This is a genomic window from Nocardiopsis sp. RV163 (assembly GCF_001029525.1).
GTDB lineage: Bacteria > Actinomycetota > Actinomycetes > Streptosporangiales > Streptosporangiaceae > Nocardiopsis > Nocardiopsis dassonvillei.
On sequence record NZ_LEKI01000050.1, the window covers coordinates 1 to 19,727 of the forward strand.

Annotated in this window: 14 protein-coding genes; 3 read left to right on the plus strand and 11 right to left on the minus strand. The window is 72.2% G+C overall.

The annotated features are described in order from the left end of the window. Window positions 1-49: 49 nt before the first annotated feature. Window positions 50-1,522 (minus strand): MFS transporter, encoded by a 1,473-nt coding sequence (locus ABD54_RS11485; protein WP_152692036.1) that lies wholly within the window; start codon window positions 1,520-1,522, stop codon window positions 50-52. A gap of 222 nt (window positions 1,523-1,744) precedes the next feature. On the opposite strand from ABD54_RS11485, the gene ABD54_RS11490 reads away from it, so the two are divergent. The 3 genes from ABD54_RS11490 to ABD54_RS11500 all read left to right on the plus strand — a co-directional run bounded on the left by ABD54_RS11490 (window position 1,745) and on the right by ABD54_RS11500 (window position 6,574). Next, window positions 1,745-3,406, plus strand: coding sequence for an FAD-dependent monooxygenase (locus tag ABD54_RS11490; RefSeq protein WP_047869448.1), 1,662 nt, complete (start codon window positions 1,745-1,747; stop codon window positions 3,404-3,406). A gap of 512 nt (window positions 3,407-3,918) precedes the next feature. Next, complete coding sequence (locus tag ABD54_RS11495) at window positions 3,919-5,157, plus strand: AMP-dependent synthetase (RefSeq protein ID WP_235432039.1); 1,239 nt, start codon at window positions 3,919-3,921, stop codon at window positions 5,155-5,157. Between the two features lie 457 nt (window positions 5,158-5,614). Beyond that, complete coding sequence (locus ABD54_RS11500) at window positions 5,615-6,574, plus strand: cyclase family protein (protein ID WP_047869450.1); 960 nt, start codon at window positions 5,615-5,617, stop codon at window positions 6,572-6,574. 114 nt (window positions 6,575-6,688) lie between these two features. On the opposite strand, the gene ABD54_RS11505 is transcribed toward ABD54_RS11500, so the two are convergent. The 10 genes from ABD54_RS11505 to rodA all read right to left on the minus strand — a co-directional run bounded on the left by ABD54_RS11505 (window position 6,689) and on the right by rodA (window position 19,725). Continuing rightward, a complete protein-coding gene (locus tag ABD54_RS11505) occupies window positions 6,689-7,135 on the minus strand; it encodes a type II toxin-antitoxin system PemK/MazF family toxin (protein ID WP_047869451.1) in 447 nt (148 codons plus the stop codon). 37 nt (window positions 7,136-7,172) lie between these two features. Continuing rightward, entirely contained in the window at window positions 7,173-8,063 is an 891-nt protein-coding gene (locus ABD54_RS11510) for an alpha/beta hydrolase fold domain-containing protein (protein ID WP_047869452.1), read from the minus strand. Window positions 8,064-8,154: 91 nt separating this feature from the next. Then, on the minus strand, window positions 8,155-9,312 hold the full coding sequence (proB, locus tag ABD54_RS11515) for a glutamate 5-kinase (protein WP_047869453.1): 1,158 nt from the start codon (window positions 9,310-9,312) through the stop codon (window positions 8,155-8,157). Window positions 9,313-9,393: 81 nt separating this feature from the next. Next, window positions 9,394-10,758, minus strand: a complete 1,365-nt coding sequence (gene obgE / locus ABD54_RS11520) for a GTPase ObgE (protein WP_047869454.1) — start codon at window positions 10,756-10,758, stop codon at window positions 9,394-9,396. A 122-nt stretch (window positions 10,759-10,880) separates the two neighbouring features. Then, window positions 10,881-11,141, minus strand: coding sequence for a 50S ribosomal protein L27 (gene rpmA, locus ABD54_RS11525; RefSeq protein WP_047869455.1), 261 nt, complete (start codon window positions 11,139-11,141; stop codon window positions 10,881-10,883). A 14-nt stretch (window positions 11,142-11,155) separates the two neighbouring features. Beyond that, window positions 11,156-11,467, minus strand: a complete 312-nt coding sequence (gene rplU / locus ABD54_RS11530; protein ID WP_047869456.1) for a 50S ribosomal protein L21 — start codon at window positions 11,465-11,467, stop codon at window positions 11,156-11,158. A 359-nt stretch (window positions 11,468-11,826) separates the two neighbouring features. Beyond that, a complete protein-coding gene (locus ABD54_RS11535; RefSeq protein WP_047869457.1) occupies window positions 11,827-14,769 on the minus strand; it encodes an Rne/Rng family ribonuclease in 2,943 nt (980 codons plus the stop codon). A gap of 158 nt (window positions 14,770-14,927) precedes the next feature. Continuing rightward, the gene (locus ABD54_RS11540) at window positions 14,928-15,704 is read right to left on the minus strand and encodes a TIGR03936 family radical SAM-associated protein (RefSeq protein WP_047869458.1); all 777 of its coding nucleotides are present in this window, start codon (window positions 15,702-15,704) and stop codon (window positions 14,928-14,930) included. A 665-nt stretch (window positions 15,705-16,369) separates the two neighbouring features. Then, window positions 16,370-18,307, minus strand: coding sequence for a TIGR03960 family B12-binding radical SAM protein (locus ABD54_RS11545; protein WP_047869459.1), 1,938 nt, complete (start codon window positions 18,305-18,307; stop codon window positions 16,370-16,372). Between the two features lie 245 nt (window positions 18,308-18,552). Beyond that, window positions 18,553-19,725 carry a rod shape-determining protein RodA gene (gene rodA, locus ABD54_RS11550; protein ID WP_047869460.1) on the minus strand — a complete coding sequence of 391 codons (1,173 nt, stop codon included), beginning with the start codon at window positions 19,723-19,725 and terminating at the stop codon, window positions 18,553-18,555. Window positions 19,726-19,727: the final 2 nt, after the last annotated feature.

Sequence of the window (19,727 nt, forward strand, 5' to 3'; positions counted from 1 at the left end):
GGCGGTCGGCGGTGGGCGGGAGCCCGGACGGAGGGCCCGGGGGCCCCGCCTAGCGGAGCTCGCGTTCCCTGACGACGAGGAACGTGACCACCGCGCCGCCCAGGGCGAGGAGCGCCAGACCCAGGAACGTGGTGTGCATCGCGGAGGTCAGGCTGGCCGAGACGGCGTCCAGCGCGGTCGAGCGGTCCGCCTCGGCGAACTGGCCCAGCGCCGCTTCCAGTCGGCCCTGGGTGGCCTCGCCCGCCAGGGTCCGCTCCTGCTCGGGGTCGGCGAAGGGGAGGTCGAGCGTGTTCAGGGACAGGGTCGCCAGCACGGACCCGGCTCCGGCGATCGCCACGCTCTCCCCGGTGATGCGCATGGTGTTGAAGATGCCCGAGGCCATCCCGGCCCGCTCGACCTCCACTGAGCTGAGCGCCGCGTTGTCCATGACGCCGAAGGCGCTTCCCACCCCCGTGCCGAACAGGGCCAGGGGAGCGGCGAGCGCCGTCCAGTGCTGGCCCGGCTGGAGGGTCGTCAACCACAGGGAGCCGCCCGCGATGAGCAGGGAACTGGTGGCGAGCATGACCCGCAGGGGGAGCCTGGCGGCGAGCTGCCCGGCCAGCATCGGCAGGGCGAGCACCGGCAGGGTCAGGGGCAGGAGCAGGGCCCCGGCCTCGGCGGCGCCGAACCCGCCGACGCCCTGGAAGAAGGGCGGCAGGTAGACGAGCAGGACCACGAAGCCGAAGGTGATGGTGAAGGGCTGGCAGACGACCACGACGAACGTGGGCCGCCTGAACAGCGAGAGGTCGAACATCGGGCGCCGGACCCGTGACTCCACCGCGACGAAGGCCGCGAGGAAGACGAGGAACCCGACCGCCGATCCGATCGCGCTCGGGCTGAGCCAACCCGCCTCGGCGCCTTGGACGAAGGCGAGGGAGAGCAGGAACAGGCTGGTGCTGAAGGTCATGACGCCGCCCCAGTCCACCGAGGTGGAACCGGGGTCGCTCGACTCCCGGATCGAGCGGACCAGGAGCAGGACGACGGCGGCGAACACGAGGTTCATCAGGAACACCATGCGCCAGTCCAGGAAGTTGACCATCAGCCCGGCGACGAAGGGCCCCATGGCCAGTCCGAAGCCGAAGGAGGTTCCCAGGAGGCCGAAGGCCCGGGCCCGGGCCGCTCCCCGGAAGGAGTCGGCGAGGATCGCCGATCCGCTGGTCATGATGCCCGCGGCGCCGATGCCCTGGACCGCGCGGGCGACGTCGATGACGAGGATGTCGGAGGAGAGGCCGATCACCGTGGCCATCGCGGTGAAGACGACGAGGCCGATGACCAGGACCCGGCGCCTGCCGAAGCGGTCGGCGAGACCGCCGGCGGCGAGCATGAACGCCGCGAAGGTGACGTTGTAGGCGTTCTGGACCCACTGGGCCTCGCCGACGCTGGCGTTCAGGTCGGCCGCGAGCTGGGTGAGCGCCACGGCCGGAGCGGTGACGGCGAGCGGCAGCATCACGCTGGACAGAGCGACGGCGACGAGTGTGGCCACCGCCTGTCCCCTGGTCAACGGGGCGGGAGCGCTCCGCGCGCTCTGCCGGTCCGTTGCTTCTATCGCCATTCCCCTACCCCTTAATTCGCTTCCTTATAGCCATCCATTCGTGGATGAGCATAAGGTGTCTTATGCTCATCGTCAATCTTATAGAACTGGCCGTGTGTGCGGTGGGCGAACCAGGGCCACCCACCGCCACCCGTTCGATCGGAGCTCCCCGAAATGCAGCCGAACAGCGACGACACCGCTTCCACCCGCGCACACAGCGCCCCCGCCGACGTCCTCGTGGTCGGTGCCGGGCCCGTGGGCCTGACCGCCGCGTGCGAGCTTCTGAGACGAGGAGCACGCGTACGGCTCATCGACCGCGCCGAGTCCGCCTCCCCCTTCCCCAAGGCTTTGCTGCTCTGGCCGCGCACCCTCGACCTGCTGGACGACCTGGGCGCCCTGGAATCCACCCGGCGGGCGGGTATCGGCATCCGCAGGTTCCGCTACTACTCCTCCGGCGACCCGCTGGCCACGTTCACGTTCCCCGAGCACCTGGCCCCGGTGTGCCTGCCCCAGAACGAGACCGAGCGCGTGCTCACCGAGCGGCTGCACGCGCTCGGCGGGCGCATCGAACGGGGGGTGCGGCTGCTCGCCCTCGACGGGCTGGACTTCTCCGGAGACATCACCGCGACCGAGGGGGTGACCGCGATCCTCGAACACTCCGACGGGACCGTCGAGCGCTACCACGCGCCCTTCCTCATCGGCGCGGACGGCGCGGGAAGCGCGGTGCGCGCCCAGATCGGCACGGGCTTCGTCGGCAGCACCTACGAGTCGGCGTTCGCCCTCGTCGACTGCCGTATCGAGGGGGAGCTGCCCGCCGACGAGGCGCTCTACTACCAGTCGCCCCGGGGCGCCCTGGTGATCGTCGCCCTGCCCGACGGCGTCTTCCGGTTCTTCGCCAGCCTCCCGCCAGGGGAGAAGGCGGGGGTGGACCTGCTCCAGCGGATCACGGACGAACGGGGCCCGGGAGGCGTCCGGCTGGTCGACCCGGTGTGGGAGTCGGTGTTCCGCGTGCACCGGCGGCACGCCGACGACTTCCAGCGGGGCCGCGTCTTCCTCGCCGGGGACGCCGCGCACGTGCACAGCCCGGCCGGGGGCCAGGGCCTCAACACCGGGATGCAGGACGCGCAGAACCTGGCCTGGAAGCTGGCCGCTGTGACACGGGGCGAGGCCGGACCGGAACTGCTCTCCACCTACGGTCCCGAACGCAAGGACGTGGCGCGGCAGGTGGTGCGCGACACCGACGTCCAAACACGCGGGTGGATGCTCCAGCACCCCGTGCAGACGGCGGGCCGGGACGCGGCCTTCCGAATCCTGGAACCGGTCCTGGAACGCGGATACCTGCCCGTCATGGCGGGTTACCGGTTCCGCTACACACCCGCTCGCCTCACCCAGGAACCCACCTGGCCCTCCCTGTGCCGGGTCACCGGACGGCTGGCGGGCGCCGTCCGCACCGGCCACGCCCTCCCCCGCCCCCTAGCGGTGGACCTGGGCGTCGCCGGGCACGGGGAGGCCGAGAGCGGGCAGGGGGTCCGCGGGTGGACGCTCGCCGTCACACCCGGCCGCGGACGCACCCGCGACGGGGAGTCGCTCTCCGCGCTCGTCGCCGACAGGCCCCAGGTGCTGACGGTGGCGCTGAGCGCCGACCAGGCCTCGGAGCACCGGCTGTGCTCGGCACCGGGCTACCACCTGATCCGACCGGACGGCTACGTCGCCGCCCACGGGCACGCGCGGGACCACGCCCGCCTGAGGGTGGAACTGGCCGTGCACCTGGGGGCGGCGGACGGTCGGCGACACGCGCCCGGGGCCGCCGGCCAGGCCGCGCCGAGCCGGGCCTGAGATCCTCCTCCGCACGGCCCCCGGCGGTGCCGACGGCGCTCGGCACCGCCGGGGGCTCCAGCGCGGACCGGGTCCGACCGGCGGGGCCGCGACCCTCGGCGGTCGCCGAAGCGGCACGGTCGCACCGGGCCCCTCCCACGCGCACGCCGGGTCGTGCCGCAGCGCCTCCCCCGGCGCCGAGGCCGCCCCCTCATCCCGCCCGGCGAACGGGAGCGGTGAGCAAGGTCACCCGACCGTATCCGGCCACCGGGGAAACACGCTCCGGGGCATCTCCCAACGAGTGAACATGACCTGTGGTGATCGCGCGCTCACCAGCAGCGGAAATCTCCACCATGTTCCCCGATGAGGGAATCTGCTTTACTGTCCAACGGCCCCGGATCTGCAATGCCGACCACGAAGGCGTTTCCCGGGGAAGAATTAACAAGAATTCCACATTCATCAACGTCACCGCAGCCGTCCCAGGCGGGATGAATGAATCCCCAACATTCAGAGATGCGAGCACGAGAATGACGATGAATATCGGAGGAAAAGCGGAGGGGCCGCTCTCCCTGGCCCACGCGTTACAGCGCCTGGCGGGGATCCCGTCCATGAGGCGCAAGTACGGCCGTCACCTCGCGCTGGGGCGCAGGCCCCGCTTGGTGGACCTGCCTCCCCTCACCCGCGAGGAGCTCGGCGAGGCCGTCGACACGATGATGCGGGAGTCCCCGGCCGAACTCTCCCGGGCCTCGCTCCACCTCATGGGAGGAACAACGTCCACGAGCCGGTTGGGCGCGCTTCCCTCCGACCTCCACGTGGACGAGATCGCCCCCCACCTCCAGCCCTTCGCACCGGGCGACCTGGTCGCGAGCCTGAGCACCCCGTTCCACATGCGCGCGTCGCACGACCTGCACAACGCGCTCGCCGCTCGGGCCGGCGTCCCCACCCTGTCGCTCGACGCCCCGACGGACCAGATGATCGAGCCGTGCCTCGACCTCTTCGAGCGGCACGGGGTGAGCGCCTTCGCCGCCACCCTGGACACCGTCCAGCGCGTCCTGCGCTTCTGCGCCGCGTCCGGACGGCGCCTGGACTTCCTGCGCAAGGTGCTCTGGAGCGGACCGGCGGTGGACGCGGAAACGCGCTCGCTGATCCGCACGCACTTCCCCCACCTGCGCACATGGGCGCTGTTCGGGTCCGCGGAGACCTGGATCATCGGGCACAGCGGGCCCGACTGCGCGACCGACACCTTCCACCCGCTCCCCTACCAGTACACCGAGGTCGTCAACGGACGCATGCTCGTGACCGTCACGCACGGGAAGGCGGTCGTCCCCCTGCTGCGCTACGACACCGGCACCGGAGCCGAGTGGACGTCGTGCACCTGCGAACTGCGGGGCCGGGCCCTGCGGACCAACAGCCGCATAGACGCGCCCTACGGTCCGCTCAGCAGTCTGGTGGCCCCCGCCGACCTGGCGTCGCTCGCCCTCCAGCTCGACTCGGTCGAAGCCGCCCAGGTGGTCATGATCCGTCCGCACACCGAGAACGAGCGGCTGCGTCTGCGTGTACGGCTTCGCCCGGGGACGGAGCCGGATCTGTACACCGTCGAGTGGATCCGGCACCACGTGGTGTCCGGCTGCCTGGCTCTGGCGGAGGTCATCGAGGAGGCCCCCGAGACCTTCGAGGTGACCCTCTCCCGGCGGCTGCTGGACCAGTCCTCGGACGGCTCGGCCCCGACGATGGTGGTCCGCGCCGCGTCCCGGGGCCGCTGCTCCGCGTAACCCGTTCCCGCCGCCCGGCCCCGCACAGGGCCGGGCGGGAATTCACCGGCGCGGCGCGAGCGCGGCTCCCGCGGAATACGACGGGGCGGGGGCTGCCGCCTCAAGAAGGAATCCCCTCCGTTCCCCGGATGGGTGCGGCGGCCGGGAGGGCCGGACGCGTTCCTCTCCACACAACGGTTTCGGGGAACGGCGGAAAGCGCCGTACCGGTTCCGGACGCGCCCCGACCGCTCCGGCTCCCGCGGCTCCCCCGCCGGAGAAGGGCACCTCCCGGAACGGGCGCGGGCCCCCGCGTCGGCCCGCCCGCGCGCTCGGCGGGTCACCTCCCGCAGCGAGACCGCCGGTCCGCACCCGCTTAAACACAAGACACCGCATGGGGCACAGGCTTCACTTTCAGATAAGAGATCGTATACTCATTCCAGATCGAACAGACAGCAGACTTGGAAGAGGAACACTGCGATGTGCGGACCCCACGTGATCCACAAGGCCCGGAAGACGTTCATGACCGCATCGGGGCACGACCCGGAAACGCCGGGGAGCACGCTCACGGCGCAGCGGCCGGCGCCGCCCGCGCGCCCGACCGGCGCGGGCCTGGGCCGGAGGCGCGTGCTGACGGGTTCGGCCGCCGTCGGCGCCGTGCTCACCGGGATCGGCGCCCTCGGAGGGCCGGTGGAGTCCGCCCACGCCCAGACCATCGCCGGGATCAGCCCGTCGCGGCTGACGGTCACCGACCTGACCCACGTCCTCCACAACGACTTCCCGATCTACCGGCCCTACATCCTCGACCCGAACATCTTCCAGTTCGCGTCGATCGAGGAGGACGGCTTCAACGCGCTCAAACTGGAGATCGACGAGCACACCGGGACCCACTTCGACGCGCCTTGGCACTTCAACGACAGCGCTGACGCACTGCACACCCACGAGGTGGACCCGCGCGACCTGGTCTGTCCGCTCGTCGTCGTCCGCATCGCCGACCGCGCCGCGAGGCACTACGACGCCCAGGTCACCGTGGCGGACCTCCGCCGCTGGGAGCGGCGCCACGGCCGCATCCCCCGGGGCGCCCTGGTCGCCATGGACTCCGGATGGAGCGCACGGGTACTCCAGAGCGAGGAGGCGATGCTCAACCGCGACAGCGACGGCGTCGCCCACTTCCCCGGGTTCGACATCGAGGCGATCGACTGGCTGCTGAGCGCGCGGGACATCGCCGGGATCGCCGTGGACACCCCGAGCTTCGACTACGGGCCCGACTCCGCCTCCAACCCCGAGGCGCACGTGTTCCTCCTCGGGGAGAACAAGTACGCCGTCGAGATGGTCGCCCACCTGGAGACGGCTCCCGAGAGCGGCGCGATGGCGATCGTCGGCGTCGCCAACATCCGGGGCGGTTCCGGCGGCCCCGTACGCCTGCTGGCCCTCTCCTGAGGCGGCGGGGTCCGCGGGGCCCGGCGGCGGTACTGCGCCCCGGGACCCGAGCGCCCTTCCGGCGGGTCCCGGGCCCGGCCCGGGACCCGCGGACGTGCGACCGCCTTCCGCAGCTCAGCTCCACCCGTAGCGGGCCCGCAGGACGTCGGCGACCATCCAGAACAGCTCCTCGTCCATGACGGCCGCCTCCCGGCGGATGGCGTCCTCGTCGAACTCGAAGAGCCGGTCCACCCGCACGTAGGAGTCGCGCTGCTCCCGGTCCCAGGGGCCCGAGCCCACGGGCAGCCAGTCCTGGCGCTCCCACGCCTCGGGGCGCTGGGACGACAGCATCAGCCCGTGCAGCCGCCCTCCGCGGCGGCCGACGACCAGCAGCGGGCGGTCCTTGCCCCGCCCCGGGTCCTCCTCGTAGGGGACCCACGTCCACACGATCTCGCCCGCGTCGGCGAGTCCGTCGCGCTCGGGCGCGTAGACGAGCCTGGTGGCGCTGGCGGCGGTGGGGATCTCGCGGACCTCGCCCCGTTGGGGGTGGTCCTCGCTTCGGCGCGTCGTTCGTTCGCTCACGTCCGCATCCTAGGGCGTCCGCCCCGCCCGGGGGGCCTCACAGGTCCTGGACGGTGCCGATGATGCTCGCCCGCGCCCGACTCCCCTCGGGCACCGGGACCAGCGGGTAGACGTGGAAGGCCCCCTCCTCCTCGTGCAGGTCCACCTCTCCCCCGGCCCGCGCGACGAGCGCGCGCAGGCGCCTGGTGTCGGGCAGGAACACGTCGCGGGTGCCGATGTAGAGGTCCATGGGCGGCAGGCCGGAGAGCACGCCGTTGACGGGGCTGAGCCGGGGCAGGGACAGGTCGTCGCCGTCCGCCCACACCTTGGCGGCCTCCTTGAGGCCGACCGGGCTGAGCCAGGGGTCCCGGCCCTCCACCTCGGCGATGTCGGGGTTGGACATGGTCAGGTCCGCCCACGGCGAGACCAGGATGAGCCGCGCGGGCTGGGGCAGGCCCTCGTCGGGCAGCGTCTGCGCGAGGGCCAGCGCCAGGCCCGCCCCGGCCGAGTCCCCGGCGAACACCGTGCGCTCCGGCACGACGTGCTCCAGCAGGTCGCGGTACACGGTGTGGAGGAAGCCGAACGCCTCGCGGTAGGTGTGCTGGGGCGCCAGCCCGTAGATGGGCACCTCCACCCGGCAGCCAACGTCCGCCATGCGCGAGATCAGCACCCAGTGCCAAGGGGAGATCTCGCTGATGTAGGAGCCTCCGTGCACGTACAGGACGGCCTTGTCGGGTTCCCCCTCCCGGTCCCGGGCGAGGACCGTGTAGCTCGCGAAGCCCCCGACCTCCCGCCGGGTGGTCTCGTGGCGCTTGGCGACCCAGTGCGGCGGCTCGGGGTCGTCCTTGGCCTCGTCGATGCGCTCGCGCGCGCCCTCGACGGTCTCCATGGGGCGCTTGCGCGCCACCCGGAACGCCACCGCGAGCATTCTCGCCACCAGGCTAGGCATGGGTGCCTTCACTCTCCTCGGGGGATGTCCCCGACATTGCCGCACGGGTGTCGCGGCGGGACGGAACCGCGGCGGTCCGGGGGAACGCGGTCTAGAGCACGACCAGGTCGTCCCGGTGCACCAGCTCGCGCTCGTAGGAGGGGCCCATCTCGCGGGCCAGCCACCGTGTGGACCTGCCCATCAGGTCGGGCACCTCGGCGGCGTCGTAGTTGACCAGTCCGCGCGCGACGACGGAGCCGTCCTCGTCGCACAGGTCAACCGGGTCGCCCGCGTTGAAGTCGCCGGTCACCCTCACCACGCCGGCCGGGAGCAGGGACGCCTTCTCCCGCACCACCGCCGTGACCGCGCCGGGGTCCAGGACCAGGCTGCCCCGCCCCGCGGTGGCGTGCGCCAGCCAGAGCTGGCGGGCCGAGGGGCGCCGTCCGCGCCCCGGGGCGAACAGGGTGCCCGCGGGCCCGCCCTCCAGCGCCGTGCGGGCGTTCGCGGCGGAGGTCAGCAGGGTGTGCACGCCCGCCTCGGTGGCGATCCGCGCGGACGCCACCTTGGTGACCATCCCGCCGGTACCCACTCCCCGCCCGCCCGCGCTGCCGATGTCGATGCCGTCCAGGTCCGCCGGACCGCGTACGAGGCTGACCACCGACGCCCCCGGAGCGGAGGGGTTGCCGTCGTACAGGGCGTCAACGTCCGAGAGCAGCACCAGCGCGTCGGCGCGCATCAGGTGCGCCACCAGTGCCGCCAGGCGGTCGTTGTCGCCGAACCGCAGCTCGTGCGTGGCCACGGTGTCGTTCTCGTTGACGATGGGCAGGGCGCCGATGTCCAGCAGGCGGCGCAGTGTGCGCTGGGCGTTGCGGTGCTGCACCCGCCGCATCATGTCCTCGACCGTGAGCAGGACCTGCGCCGCGGTGAGGCCGTGCGCGGCCAGCTCGGCCGTGTACGCGGCCAGCAGAAGCCCTTGGCCCACGCTGGCGGCGGCCTGCTGGGAGGCCAGGTCGCGGGGCCTGCGGGCCATGCCGAGCGGGGTCATCCCGGCCGCGACCGCCCCGGAGGAGACCAGGATGACCTCCTGGCCCGAGGCCCGGCGGTCCGCCAGCACCCGGACCAGGTCGCGGATACGGCAGGAGTCGATCCGGCCGTCGGGTGTGGTCAGGGAGGACGATCCCACCTTGACCACGACCCGGCGCGCGGCGGCCACCGCCGCGCGCCCGGAGGCCTCCAGGGAGTCGGTCTGTTCGAGTCCTGCGCTGTGCACCGTGTGGGGCTTTCCATCCAGTGGCGCGGCACCGGGCGCCGCGCTCGTGCCTGTCGGCCGGGCCGTCGGTCCCCGCGCGGGTCAGCCCAGCCGGGCGTCGGACCCGCGCGGGCCGGACGGGACGACCTCGGCGTCCGTTGAGGGGTCCCAGTCGAAGACCACGGAGTCCTCCTCGGTGCCGATGTGCACTTCGGCGCCCTCGGTGGCGCCCGCCTTGGCCAGCTGCTCCTCGATGCCGATGCGGTTGAGCCGCTCGGCGAGGTAGCCGACGGCCTCGTCGTTGGAGAAGTCTGTCTGGCGCACCCAGCGGGCGGGCTTGTCACCGCGCACCTGGAAGGCGTTGCCGCCCAGCGGCACCACCTGGAAGGGCGCGTCGCCGATGGCCTGGGGACGGATCACCACCCGGGTGGGCTCCGCGGGCGGCGCGGCCTCGCGGGCCGCGGCCACCTGCTCGCCCAGGGCGAAGGACAGTTCGCGCAGCCCCTCGCGGGAGGCCGCGGAGACCTCCAGGACGCGGTAGCCGCGCTCGACCAGCATCGGGGTGACCATCTCGGCGAGCTCGCGCGCCTCGGGGACGTCCACCTTGTTCAGGGCGACCAGGCGCGGCCGGTCGGACAGGTCCACGCCGGTGCTGCGGCCGTAGGCGGACAGCTCCGCCTCCAGTGCCTCCAGGTCGCTGACCGGGTCTCGGCCCTGCTCGTAGGTGGCGCAGTCCAGCACGTGCAGGAGGGTGGAGCAGCGCTCGACGTGGCGCAGGAACTCCAGGCCCAGCCCCTTGCCGTCGCTGGCCCCCGGGATGAGGCCGGGCACGTCGGCGATGACGTACTGGACGTTGCCCGCCTCCACCACACCCAGGTTGGGCACCAGGGTGGTGAACGGGTAGTCGGCGATCTTGGGGCGGGCCGCGGACATGGCGGCGATCAGGGAGGACTTGCCCGCGCTGGGGAAGCCCACCAGGCCGACGTCGGCGATGGTCTTCATCTCCAGGCGCACGTCGAAGCCCTGGCCCTCCTCGCCCTTGAGCGCGAAGCCGGGGGCCTTGCGCCGCTTGGTGGCCAGAGCGGCGTTGCCCAGGCCTCCGTGGCCGCCCTCGGCGAGCACCAGACGGGTGCCGTGGCCGACCAGGTCGGCGACGACCTCACCGTCCATACGGCTGACCACGGTGCCGTCGGGCACCTTGAGGACGAGGTCCTCGCCCTTGGCCCCGGCGCGGTGACCGCCCTGGCCGGGCGTGCCGTTGCTGGCGGCGCGGTGCGGGCGGCGCTGGTAGTCCAGCAGGGTCGCGGTCTGGGTGTCGACCTCCAGGACGACGTCCCCGCCGTGGCCGCCGTTGCCGCCGTCCGGACCGCCCAGCGGCTTGAACTTCTCACGGTGCACGGAGGCGCAGCCATGCCCGCCGTTCCCGGCCTTGACGTGCAAGACCGCCTCGTCGACGAAGTCAGGCATAGCTCTCCCCGTTACTCTCCGGCCCCCGAGCGGGGGCCTGGACACACACGCGTCGTCCAGTGACAACGCGAGAGGCGGGCCAGTGTTCCCTGGCCCGCCCTGTACAACGTCCGCGCGCGTGCCTACTCGGCGGCGGCGGGAACGATGTTGACGGCCTTGCGGCCGCGGAAGCTGGCGAACTTGACCTCGCCGGCCACCAGCGCGAACAGCGTGTCGTCGCCACCGCGGCCGACGTTGGCGCCGGGGTGGAACTTGGTGCCGCGCTGACGGATCAGGATCTCACCAGCCGAGACGCTCTGGCCGCCGAAGCGCTTGACGCCGAGGCGCTTGGCGTTCGAGTCGCGACCGTTACGGCTGGACGAAGCGCCCTTCTTGTGTGCCATTTCTTCCAGGCCTCCTACTTCGCCGCGATGCCGGTGACGCGCACCTGGGTGTGCTTCTGGCGGTGACCCTGGCGCTTCTTGTAACCGGTCTTGTTCTTGTACTTCAGGATGTTGATCTTGGGGCCCTTGGTCTCACCGAGGACCTCGGCGCTGACCGTGTAGCCGCTCAGCTTGTCGGCGTCGCTGATGACGTTGTCACCGTCGACGACGAGGATGGGCTGCCATGTGATGGTGGCGCCGGTCTCGTCGGAGACCTTGTCGATGTTCAGGACGTCATCGACAGACACCTTCTCCTGTCGGCCGCCCGCTCGCACGATCGCGTACACCGGGTAACTCTCTTCCTGCTCGCTCAACGAATAATGCTCGGGACCATCCCCGAGACTTGAGCCCGGGGTCCGGGTCCGACCGCACCTGTGCCCAGGTCGGCCGGGAGGCCCATCCCCGTGTGGGCGGGGAGGCGCCTCGTTCCACGATCCACTGATCGCCTGTAGCGGGGCGCGGGGATCCGAGGGAAACAAACCCTGCGTGGAGAGCACTTCGGTGTCGGGGCGCGCGATTGTGGTGGCATAGCGCGCCGACGCACCGTCCCTCAGATTACCATCGGCCCGCCACGGGCCTGTACACGTGCCGTGGTCCGGACCGGGCTGGCGCCGGTCCGGACCACGGCGGGGCTACCGCCCCTGAATCAGCCCGCGTCCACGGCGGTCGGCGGGGTGGCCGCCGCCCTGGTGCGCCGGGTCCGGCGACGCTTGGGCCGCTCGGCGGCCTCGTCGTCACCGGCCTCGGCGGGCGTCTCGGCGGCGTTCGCGTCCGCCTCGGCGGGGACGCTCTCACCGCCCGCGGCCTCGGCCTCACCGGTGTCGGCCGCCGCGCGGGCGGTACGACGGGTGGTGCGCCGGGCGCGGGTCTTCTTGACCGGGGCCTCCTCGGGTGCCTCCGCGGCCTGCTCGGGCTCCGCGGCCTCAGGAGCCTCAGGGGCCTCCTCAGTGGCGGTGATCTCCTCCTGCTCCTTCGCCTCGGCCTCGGCCTTGCGGGAGCGGGAGGCCCGCTTACGGGTCTTCTTGGCGGGCTCCGGGGGCTCGGAGGCCTCCTCGGTCCGCGCCGCGTCCGCCTCGGCGGACCCGTCGGCGTCACCGCCCGCCTTCTCGGCCCTCTCCGGCCTGTCGGCCCCGTCGGCCTTCCCGGACTTGCCGGAGGAGGGCTTCTCGGCCTTCTCCGGCTTCTCGGCGGCCTGGTCCGGCTCGCCCTTGCCCTTCTTCTTCTTGCGGCCGCTGCCGTTGCCGCCGCCCTTGCTCTCGACCGGATCGCTGGCGACCACCAGGCCGCGGCCGTTGCAGTGCTCGCAGCTGTGCGAGAAGGCCTCCAGCAGGCCCTGGCCGACCCGTTTGCGGGTCATCTGGACCAGGCCCAGCGAGGTCACCTCGGCCACCTGGTGCTTGGTGCGGTCGCGCGAGAGGCACTCCAGCATGCGCCGCAGCACCAGGTCGCGGTTGGACTCCAGGACCATGTCGATGAAGTCGATGACGATGATGCCGCCGATGTCGCGCAACCGGAGCTGGCGGACGATCTCCTCGGCCGCCTCCAGGTTGTTCTTGGTGACCGTCTCCTCCAGGTTGCCGCCCTGGCCGGTGAACTTGCCGGTGTTGACGTCGACCACGGTCATGGCCTCGGTGCGGTCGATGACCAGCGAGCCGCCGCTGGGCAGCCAGACCTTGCGCTCCAGGGCCTTGTTGATCTGCTCGTCGACGCGGTAGGCGGCGAAGACGTCGCGGTCCTCGTTCCAGTGCGAGAGGCGCTCGGAGAGGTTGGGGGCCACGTAGTCCACGTACTCGTGGACGGTGGTCCACGCCTCCTCACCGGACACCACGAGGCTGGAGAAGTCCTCGTTGAACACGTCGCGCACGACCCGCACCGTCAGGTCGGGCTCGCTGTTGAGCAGCGAGGGGGCGTTGGCCGACTTGGACTTGCGCTTGATGGAGTCCCACTGCTTGGCGAGACGGGTGATGTCGCGCTCCAACTCCTCCTCGCTGGCGCCCTCGGCGGCCGTGCGCACGATGACTCCCGCGCCGGAGGGCATGACCTTCTTGAGGATCTGCTTGAGGCGCGCGCGCTCCTTGTCGGGGAGCTTGCGGCTGATGCCGGTCATCGAGCCGCCGGGCACGTACACGAGGTAGCGGCCGGGCAGGCTGATCTGGCTGGTCAGTCGGGCGCCCTTGTGGCCTACGGGGTCCTTGGTGACCTGCACCAGGACCGACTGGCCGGACTTGAGCACCGACTCGATGCGCTTGGGCTGGCCGTCCAGGCCGAAGGAGTCCCAGTTCACCTCGCCCGCGTACAGGACGGCGTTGCGGCCCTTGCCGATGTCGACGAAAGCGGCCTCCATCGAGGGCAGCACGTTCTGCACCCGGCCCAGGTACACGTTGCCCACGTAGGAGCGGTGCGTGGCCCGGTCGACGTAGTGCTCGACGAGGATGTCGTCCTCGAGGACGGCGATCTGGGTGCGGTCCTCGACGCGGCGCACCACCAGGTCCCGCTTGACCGACTCGCGCCGGGCCAGGAACTCGGACTCGGTGACGATGGGGGCGCGGCGGCGGCCCTGCTCACGGCCCTCGCGGCGGCGCTGCTTCTTGGCCTCCAGCCGGGTGGAGCCGCGGACCGCCTGGACCTCGTCCTCGATCGGCTTCTCCTGGCGGGGCTCGCGCACCCGGACCACGGTGTTGGGCGGGTCGTCCGAGGTGGCCTCGGGGCCGTCTCCCCCGCCGGAGCGGCGGCGACGGCGGCGACGGCGGCGGCTGCTTCGGTCGTCGGACTCGGCGGCCTCGTCGGCAGCGCCGTCATCCTCGCCCCGGTCCCTGTCGCCGCGCTGCTCCGCCTTGTCCTCGGCTGGCTCAGGGGCGTCGGCGGCCTCGTCCTCGTCCGCGCGGGAGCGGCCGCGTCCCCGGCCTCCGCGACGGCGGCGACGGCGGCTGGGGCGGTCGTCGTCCCCGTCGCCGGTCTCCTCCGCGCCGGTGGCCTGGGCGGTCTCCTCCTCGGGCTCCTCGTGACCGTGCTCGTCGGCCTCCGCCGGGGCGGTGCCGCGGACGGGTACGGGGGCTGCGCTGGCCACCGGGGGCTGGAAGAGCATGGAGGGGGCCTGGAAGACGTTGCCGCCGCCCGCCTCCACGGTCTCCTCGTCCTGGGCGGGCTCTCCGGCCGCCTCGGAGCGCGCGGGCCCGGCGGTCTCCGCGGCCGCGGCGGAGCGGGCGCGCGAACGGCCGCGGCTCCCGGCCGCGGAGGGGGCGGTGTCCTCCGAGGCGGGGACGGAGGCGCGCGAGCGGCGCGGAGCCGCGCCCTCGTCGGGGCGGCCCGCGGCGCGCACGGTGCGCCTGCGCGATGTCGCGGCCACCGAGGTCTTGACCGTGCCCCCCTCACCGGAACCGGCGAGGGAGGTGACGGGCGCGGAGGGAGGAGTGAAGACGTCGTCGGGTTCGGGGGGCGGCCCGGCGGCGCGGCGGACGCCCTTGGCGGGCGCGGGTGTGGTCACGCGCACCTCACCGCCCCCCGCGGGGGGCGCCGCAGCCGAGTCGTTGGCTGTTTCAGTTGTACCCGCGGTGCCGTCGGCACCGTTGTTGGGCTCGTTGTCGAGCATCCGGGCGGTCTCCCGTCAGAGTCCTCGGGCGCGCCGCGACCTCTCGGTCGGCGGCGCGGCTCACGAGAACTGTCGTCGCTGTGTCAGCGCCGGCGGCGCCGGGGCGCCGTCGGGGCAAAGTCCTGTGGTGTCGCCCATGTTCCCCGCTTCGGGGCCGCTCATCCGCGCGGTCCCGCCATGGGCGTTGACGGCCGTGGTGCGTCTTCGCGCCGCTCCTCCGCGTTGTCGTCCGCGGGTCCGGAGCTCGTGTGGGCTTCGGGCCGGTCCTGGGAGAGCGGGTCCGCGATCGCACCTGTCGTCTCGTCCAGCGGCCCCTGCGCCAGCCGGGTCATCATCGGAGATGACGGCGGCGCGAGGTCGGCCACGTGGCGAAGTCCGGTCAGCACGTCGTCCGGTCGAACAGCAGGTGTCGTGTGCCGTACGACCATCCGAAGTATGGCATATGTCGTGTGATGTTCCTCTGGGGCGCGCCCGAGGGGGTCAGCGCACACGTCGATGCGGACCACCGCCGGCCGGGTGTCGAAGCGGCGGCGGCCCTTCTTCGTCATCCGCTCCACCTCGACGCTGTCGGCGGCCAGATAGGCGGCCACCGCCCCTGCGGCGTCGTCGGGGTCGACGCCCTCCATCTCCACACGCCATTCGGAGGCCTGGAGCCGGTCGGCCAGCCCGGGATGTCGGGCCTCGACGACCTCGACGACGTCGATGCCCTGGGGCATGGCCGCGTCGATGTCGGCTCGGACCCTCTCGGGCGGACAGTGCTCGGCCAGAGTGAGTTCAAGGTACTCCGCCTCGCTGGCGACCCCGGTGGGGGCCGCGCCGGTGTAGGAGACCTTGGGGTGAGGCGAGAAGCCAGCGGAGAAAGCCACGGGCACGGAGGCCCTGCGCAGGGCGCGCTCCAGAGCCCGGGCGATGTCGCGGTGGCTGGCGAACCTCATGCGGCCGCGCTTGGCGTAGTGGACGCGAAGCCGTTGTCCGGGTTTGGCGGTGGAGGGTGAGGTGGTGCCCTCGGATGCGGGGGGCAGCTCAACTCCTTTCCTCATGCCCCCTGGTGTGGTCGGCGGGGCGACCTGAAGGGGCTGTTCCTCGTCCTGTTCAGCGTACGGTGCGCCGTGGTGCACATGCGCCAGCAGGACTACGCATACCGGTATCTCCCCCACTGACCTGGGGTCGAAAAGTCCCCGAGCGGTCGGAGCGGACACCGGAGCCGTCTTCACCACCAGAACACGGGGTTCGCCGAAAAAAATCCGAAGAAAATCTGGATCCGATGGCAACCCCCCGCGTAACCCGCGAGTCCTATTACACGTACGGCCCGGCGCGAGCGGGGCGCCGGGCCGTACGCCTTCCTCCCCCGGGCCGCTCCCCCAAGGGTCGAGCGGGCGCCCGGAGCGCGAAATCCTACTTCACCCCTTCACGGGGCACATGAGCCGACCCCCGCCCGGCACGGAAGCCAGAACCCCTGACCACACCGACGACCGGTGGAACCGGGGGTTCCTCCGTGTCCGGCGCCGCCCTGAAATCCCCCGGCCCGCGCGGCACACCGCCGCGGCCGGAGCCCTCCGATCGCGGGGCGGGGTCCGTCCCGCGACCGGAGCCCGGCCGGCTAGACCACGTTGAGCGGCAGCAGCGGGCGGCCCTCCGCCGGGGCGTTGATCTGGATCTCGGTGCCCATGCTCGGGCAGACACCGCAGTCGTAGCAGGGGTTCCAGCGGCAGTCATCCACCTCCAGCGACTCCTCGCCGTACAGCGAGTCCTGCCAGTCCTGCCACAGCCACGACCGGTCCAGGCCCGCGTCCAGGTGGTCCCACGGCAGGACCTCCTCCTCGTCGCGCTCGCGGGTGGTGAACCAGTCCACGTCCACCGGGAGGTCGGCCAGGGCGGCCTCGGCGGCCCCGGACCACCGGTCGTAGGAGAAGTGCTCGCTCCAGCCGTCGAACCGGCCCCCCGAGCGCCACACCTCCTCGATCACCCGTCCGACCCTGCGGTCCCCCCGGGAGAGCAGGCCCTCGATGATGGAGGGGCGGCCCTCGTGGTAGCGCAGACCGATCGACTTGCCGTACTTGCGGTCGCCCCGCAGCCTGTCGCGCAGCTTGCGCAGCCGGGCGTCGACGGCCTCGTGCGAGGTCTGCGCCGCCCACTGGAACGGGGTCTGCGGCTTGGGCACGAAGCCGCCGATGGACACCGTGCAGCGGATGTCCTTGCGCCCGGTCACCTCACGGCCGGTCCGGATCACCTCGGTGGCCAGGTCGGCGATGGCCATGACGTCCTCGTCCTCCTCGGTGGGCAGGCCGCACATGAAGTACAGCTTCACCTGCCGCCACCCGGCCGCGTACGCGGCGGTGACGGTGCGGATGAGGTCCTCCTCGGTGACCATCTTGTTGATCACCCGGCGCATCCGCTCGCTGCCGCCCTCCGGCGCGAACGTCAGACCGGAGCGGCGCCCGTTGCGGGTCAGTTCGTTGGCCAGGTCGATGTTGAACGCGTCCACGCGGGTGGAGGGCAGGGACAGGCCGGTGTTGGTGCCCTCGTAGCGGTCGGCGAGCCCCTTGGCGATCTGCCCGATCTCGCTGTGGTCCGCGCTGGACAGCGACAGCAGCCCCACCTCCTGGAAGCCGGAGGCCCCGACGCCGTCCTCGACCATCTTCGTGACGGTCTCCTTGTTGCGCTCGCGCACCGGCCGGGTGATCATCCCCGCCTGGCAGAACCGGCAGCCGCGCGTGCAGCCGCGGAAGATCTCCACGCTGTAGCGCTCGTGCACGGACTCGGCGGTCGGCACGATCGGCTTCTTGGGGTAGGGCCACTGGTCCAGGTCCATCACGGTGTGCTTCTGCACCGTGCCGGGCACCCCGGGCCGGTTGGGCGTGTAGGAGGCGATCCTCCCGTCCTCGTGGTAGGCCACGTCGAAGAAGCGGGGCACGTACACGCCGCCGGTCGCGGCCAGGCGCAGCAGCAGGCCGTCGCGCCCTCCGGGCTCGCCCTCATCCTTGAACTCACGGATGATCTCGGTGATGGCGAGGGTGATCTCCTCCCCGTCGCCCAGGACCACCGCGTCCAGGAAGTCGGCGATCGGCTCGGGGTTGAAGGCCGAGTGCCCGCCCGCCAGCACGACCGGGTGGTCGGCGGTGCGGTCGGCCGCGCGCAGCGGTATGCCCGCCAGGTCCAGCGCGGTGAGCATGTTGGTGTAGCCCATTTCGCTGGCGAAGCTCAGCCCGAGCACGTCGAAGGCGGCCAGCGGCCGGTGCGAGTCCACGGTGAAGTGGGGCACGCCGTGCTCGCGCATGAGCTTCTCCAGGTCCGGCCACACCGCGTAGGCGCGCTCGGCCAGCACGCCCTCGCGCTCGTTGAGGACCTCGTACAGGATCTGGACGCCCTGGTTGGGCACTCCCACCTCGTAGGCGTCCGGGTACATCAGCGCCCAGCGAACCCGGGTCTCGTCCCATTCCTTGACCACGGAGTTGAGCTCGCCACCGACGTACTGGATGGGCTTGGCCACCTGCGTCAGCAGGGGTTCCAGCCGCGGGAAGAGGCTTTCGACGGACATGGTGTGGGCCTTCGTTCGGCGGACATCGTGTCGGGTGTGCGTGGACCCCGCCGTCGCGGGGGCCGGCGCGGTGACGCGTGGAGCGCGCCCGCGCGGATGTTCCCAGGCTACCGGCGCCACGGGCTCCGGGCCGCTCCGTCCACGGGCCCGGTCGGGGCCCGACCCGAGCCGGCCCCCCGCACGGCGGCGGGGCCGGCACCGGCGCCTGCGCCGTGCCCGCCCCGCCGGTGTCGTGGTCCGTGCCCCTAGGCGAAGCCCCGGTCCCGGGAGTCGACGCCCAGCACCAGCCCCAGGGCGACCATGTTGGCCACGACCGCGGTGCCGCCGTAGGACACGAACGGCAGCGGCAGACCCGTCACCGGTACGACCCCCAGCCCCATCCCGATGTTGATGAAGGCCTGGAACCCGAACCAGGCGACAACGCCCACGCACAGCAGACGCGGGTAGGGCTGCTCGCACCCCCGGGCGACGCGCAGGATCCGCCACAGGATCAGCGCGAACAGGCCGATGACCACCACCGACCCCACGAACCCCAGTTCCTCGCCCGCCACCGTGAAGATGAAGTCGGTGTGCTGCTCGGGCACGAACTGCCCGTGCGTCTGCTCGCCCTGGAACAGCCCGGTGCCGTTGAACCCGCCGGACCCCACCGCGATCAGCGCCTGGTTGGAGTTGTACCCCGCGCCCTGCGGATCGGCGGTCGGGTCCATCAGGGTGGCGATACGGTCCAGTTGGTAGGGCTCCAGCAGGTCGAACCACCACACGCACAGCGCGCCGAACACCCCGCACGCCAGCATGCCGGCCACCCACACGATCGGGGCGCCCGAAAGCGTGAGCATGCCCAGGAAGATCGTGACGAGCACCAGCGTGGTGCCCAGGTCCGGCTGCGCCATCACCAGTGCCAGCGGCACCGCGAGGACTACGAGGCAGAACACCACGTCCCGCGTCATCGGCCGGGCCTCGCCGTCGCGGGGCTCCCCCAGCAGCGTGGCCAGGACCAGGACCAGACCGACCTTGGACAGCTCACTGGGCTGGAACTGGAAGCCGCCGACCACGATCCAGCCGCGCGACCCGTTGATCACCTCGCCGAGCGGGGTGAGCACCAGGACCAGCGCGACCACCGTGACCAGGTAGACGATCGGCGCGTACGCGCGGATCGTGCGGTGGTCCACCGAGGCGACCAGAAGGCACAGCGCCCACGCCACCAGCAGGTGGAGCAGGTGGCGGCCCAGGTGTCCGGTGGACTCCAGCGGGTCGCTGCCGTCGCCCGGGACGGTCGCCGACCACACCAGCAGCGTACCGATGGCGCACAGGGCCGCCACCGACACGACCAGCGTCCAGTCCAGCCGGCGCGCCAGGCCCGCCGCGCTGCGTCCGATCTCGGCGCTCCGTGACCCGGGCGCCCCCATGTAGGTGCTCATGG

Bases quoted from the DNA above. Each gene is read 5' to 3' on its own strand.
- rpmA (WP_047869455.1), bottom strand. From the start codon at position 11,141: ATGGCACACAAGAAGGGCGCTTCGTCCAGCCGTAACGGTCGCGACTCG.
- ABD54_RS11510 (WP_047869452.1), bottom strand. From the start codon at position 8,063: ATGCCTAGCCTGGTGGCGAGAATGCTCGCGGTGGCGTTCCGGGTGGCG.
- ABD54_RS11545 (WP_047869459.1), bottom strand. From the start codon at position 18,307: ATGTCCGTCGAAAGCCTCTTCCCGCGGCTGGAACCCCTGCTGACGCAG.
- ABD54_RS11535 (WP_047869457.1), bottom strand. From the start codon at position 14,769: ATGCTCGACAACGAGCCCAACAACGGTGCCGACGGCACCGCGGGTACA.
- rodA (WP_047869460.1), bottom strand. From the start codon at position 19,725: ATGAGCACCTACATGGGGGCGCCCGGGTCACGGAGCGCCGAGATCGGA.
- ABD54_RS11490 (WP_047869448.1), top strand. From the start codon at position 1,745: ATGCAGCCGAACAGCGACGACACCGCTTCCACCCGCGCACACAGCGCC.
- ABD54_RS11495 (WP_235432039.1), top strand. From the start codon at position 3,919: ATGAATATCGGAGGAAAAGCGGAGGGGCCGCTCTCCCTGGCCCACGCG.
- obgE (WP_047869454.1), bottom strand. From the start codon at position 10,758: ATGCCTGACTTCGTCGACGAGGCGGTCTTGCACGTCAAGGCCGGGAAC.
- ABD54_RS11540 (WP_047869458.1), bottom strand. From the start codon at position 15,704: ATGAGGTTCGCCAGCCACCGCGACATCGCCCGGGCTCTGGAGCGCGCC.
- ABD54_RS11500 (WP_047869450.1), top strand. From the start codon at position 5,615: ATGTGCGGACCCCACGTGATCCACAAGGCCCGGAAGACGTTCATGACC.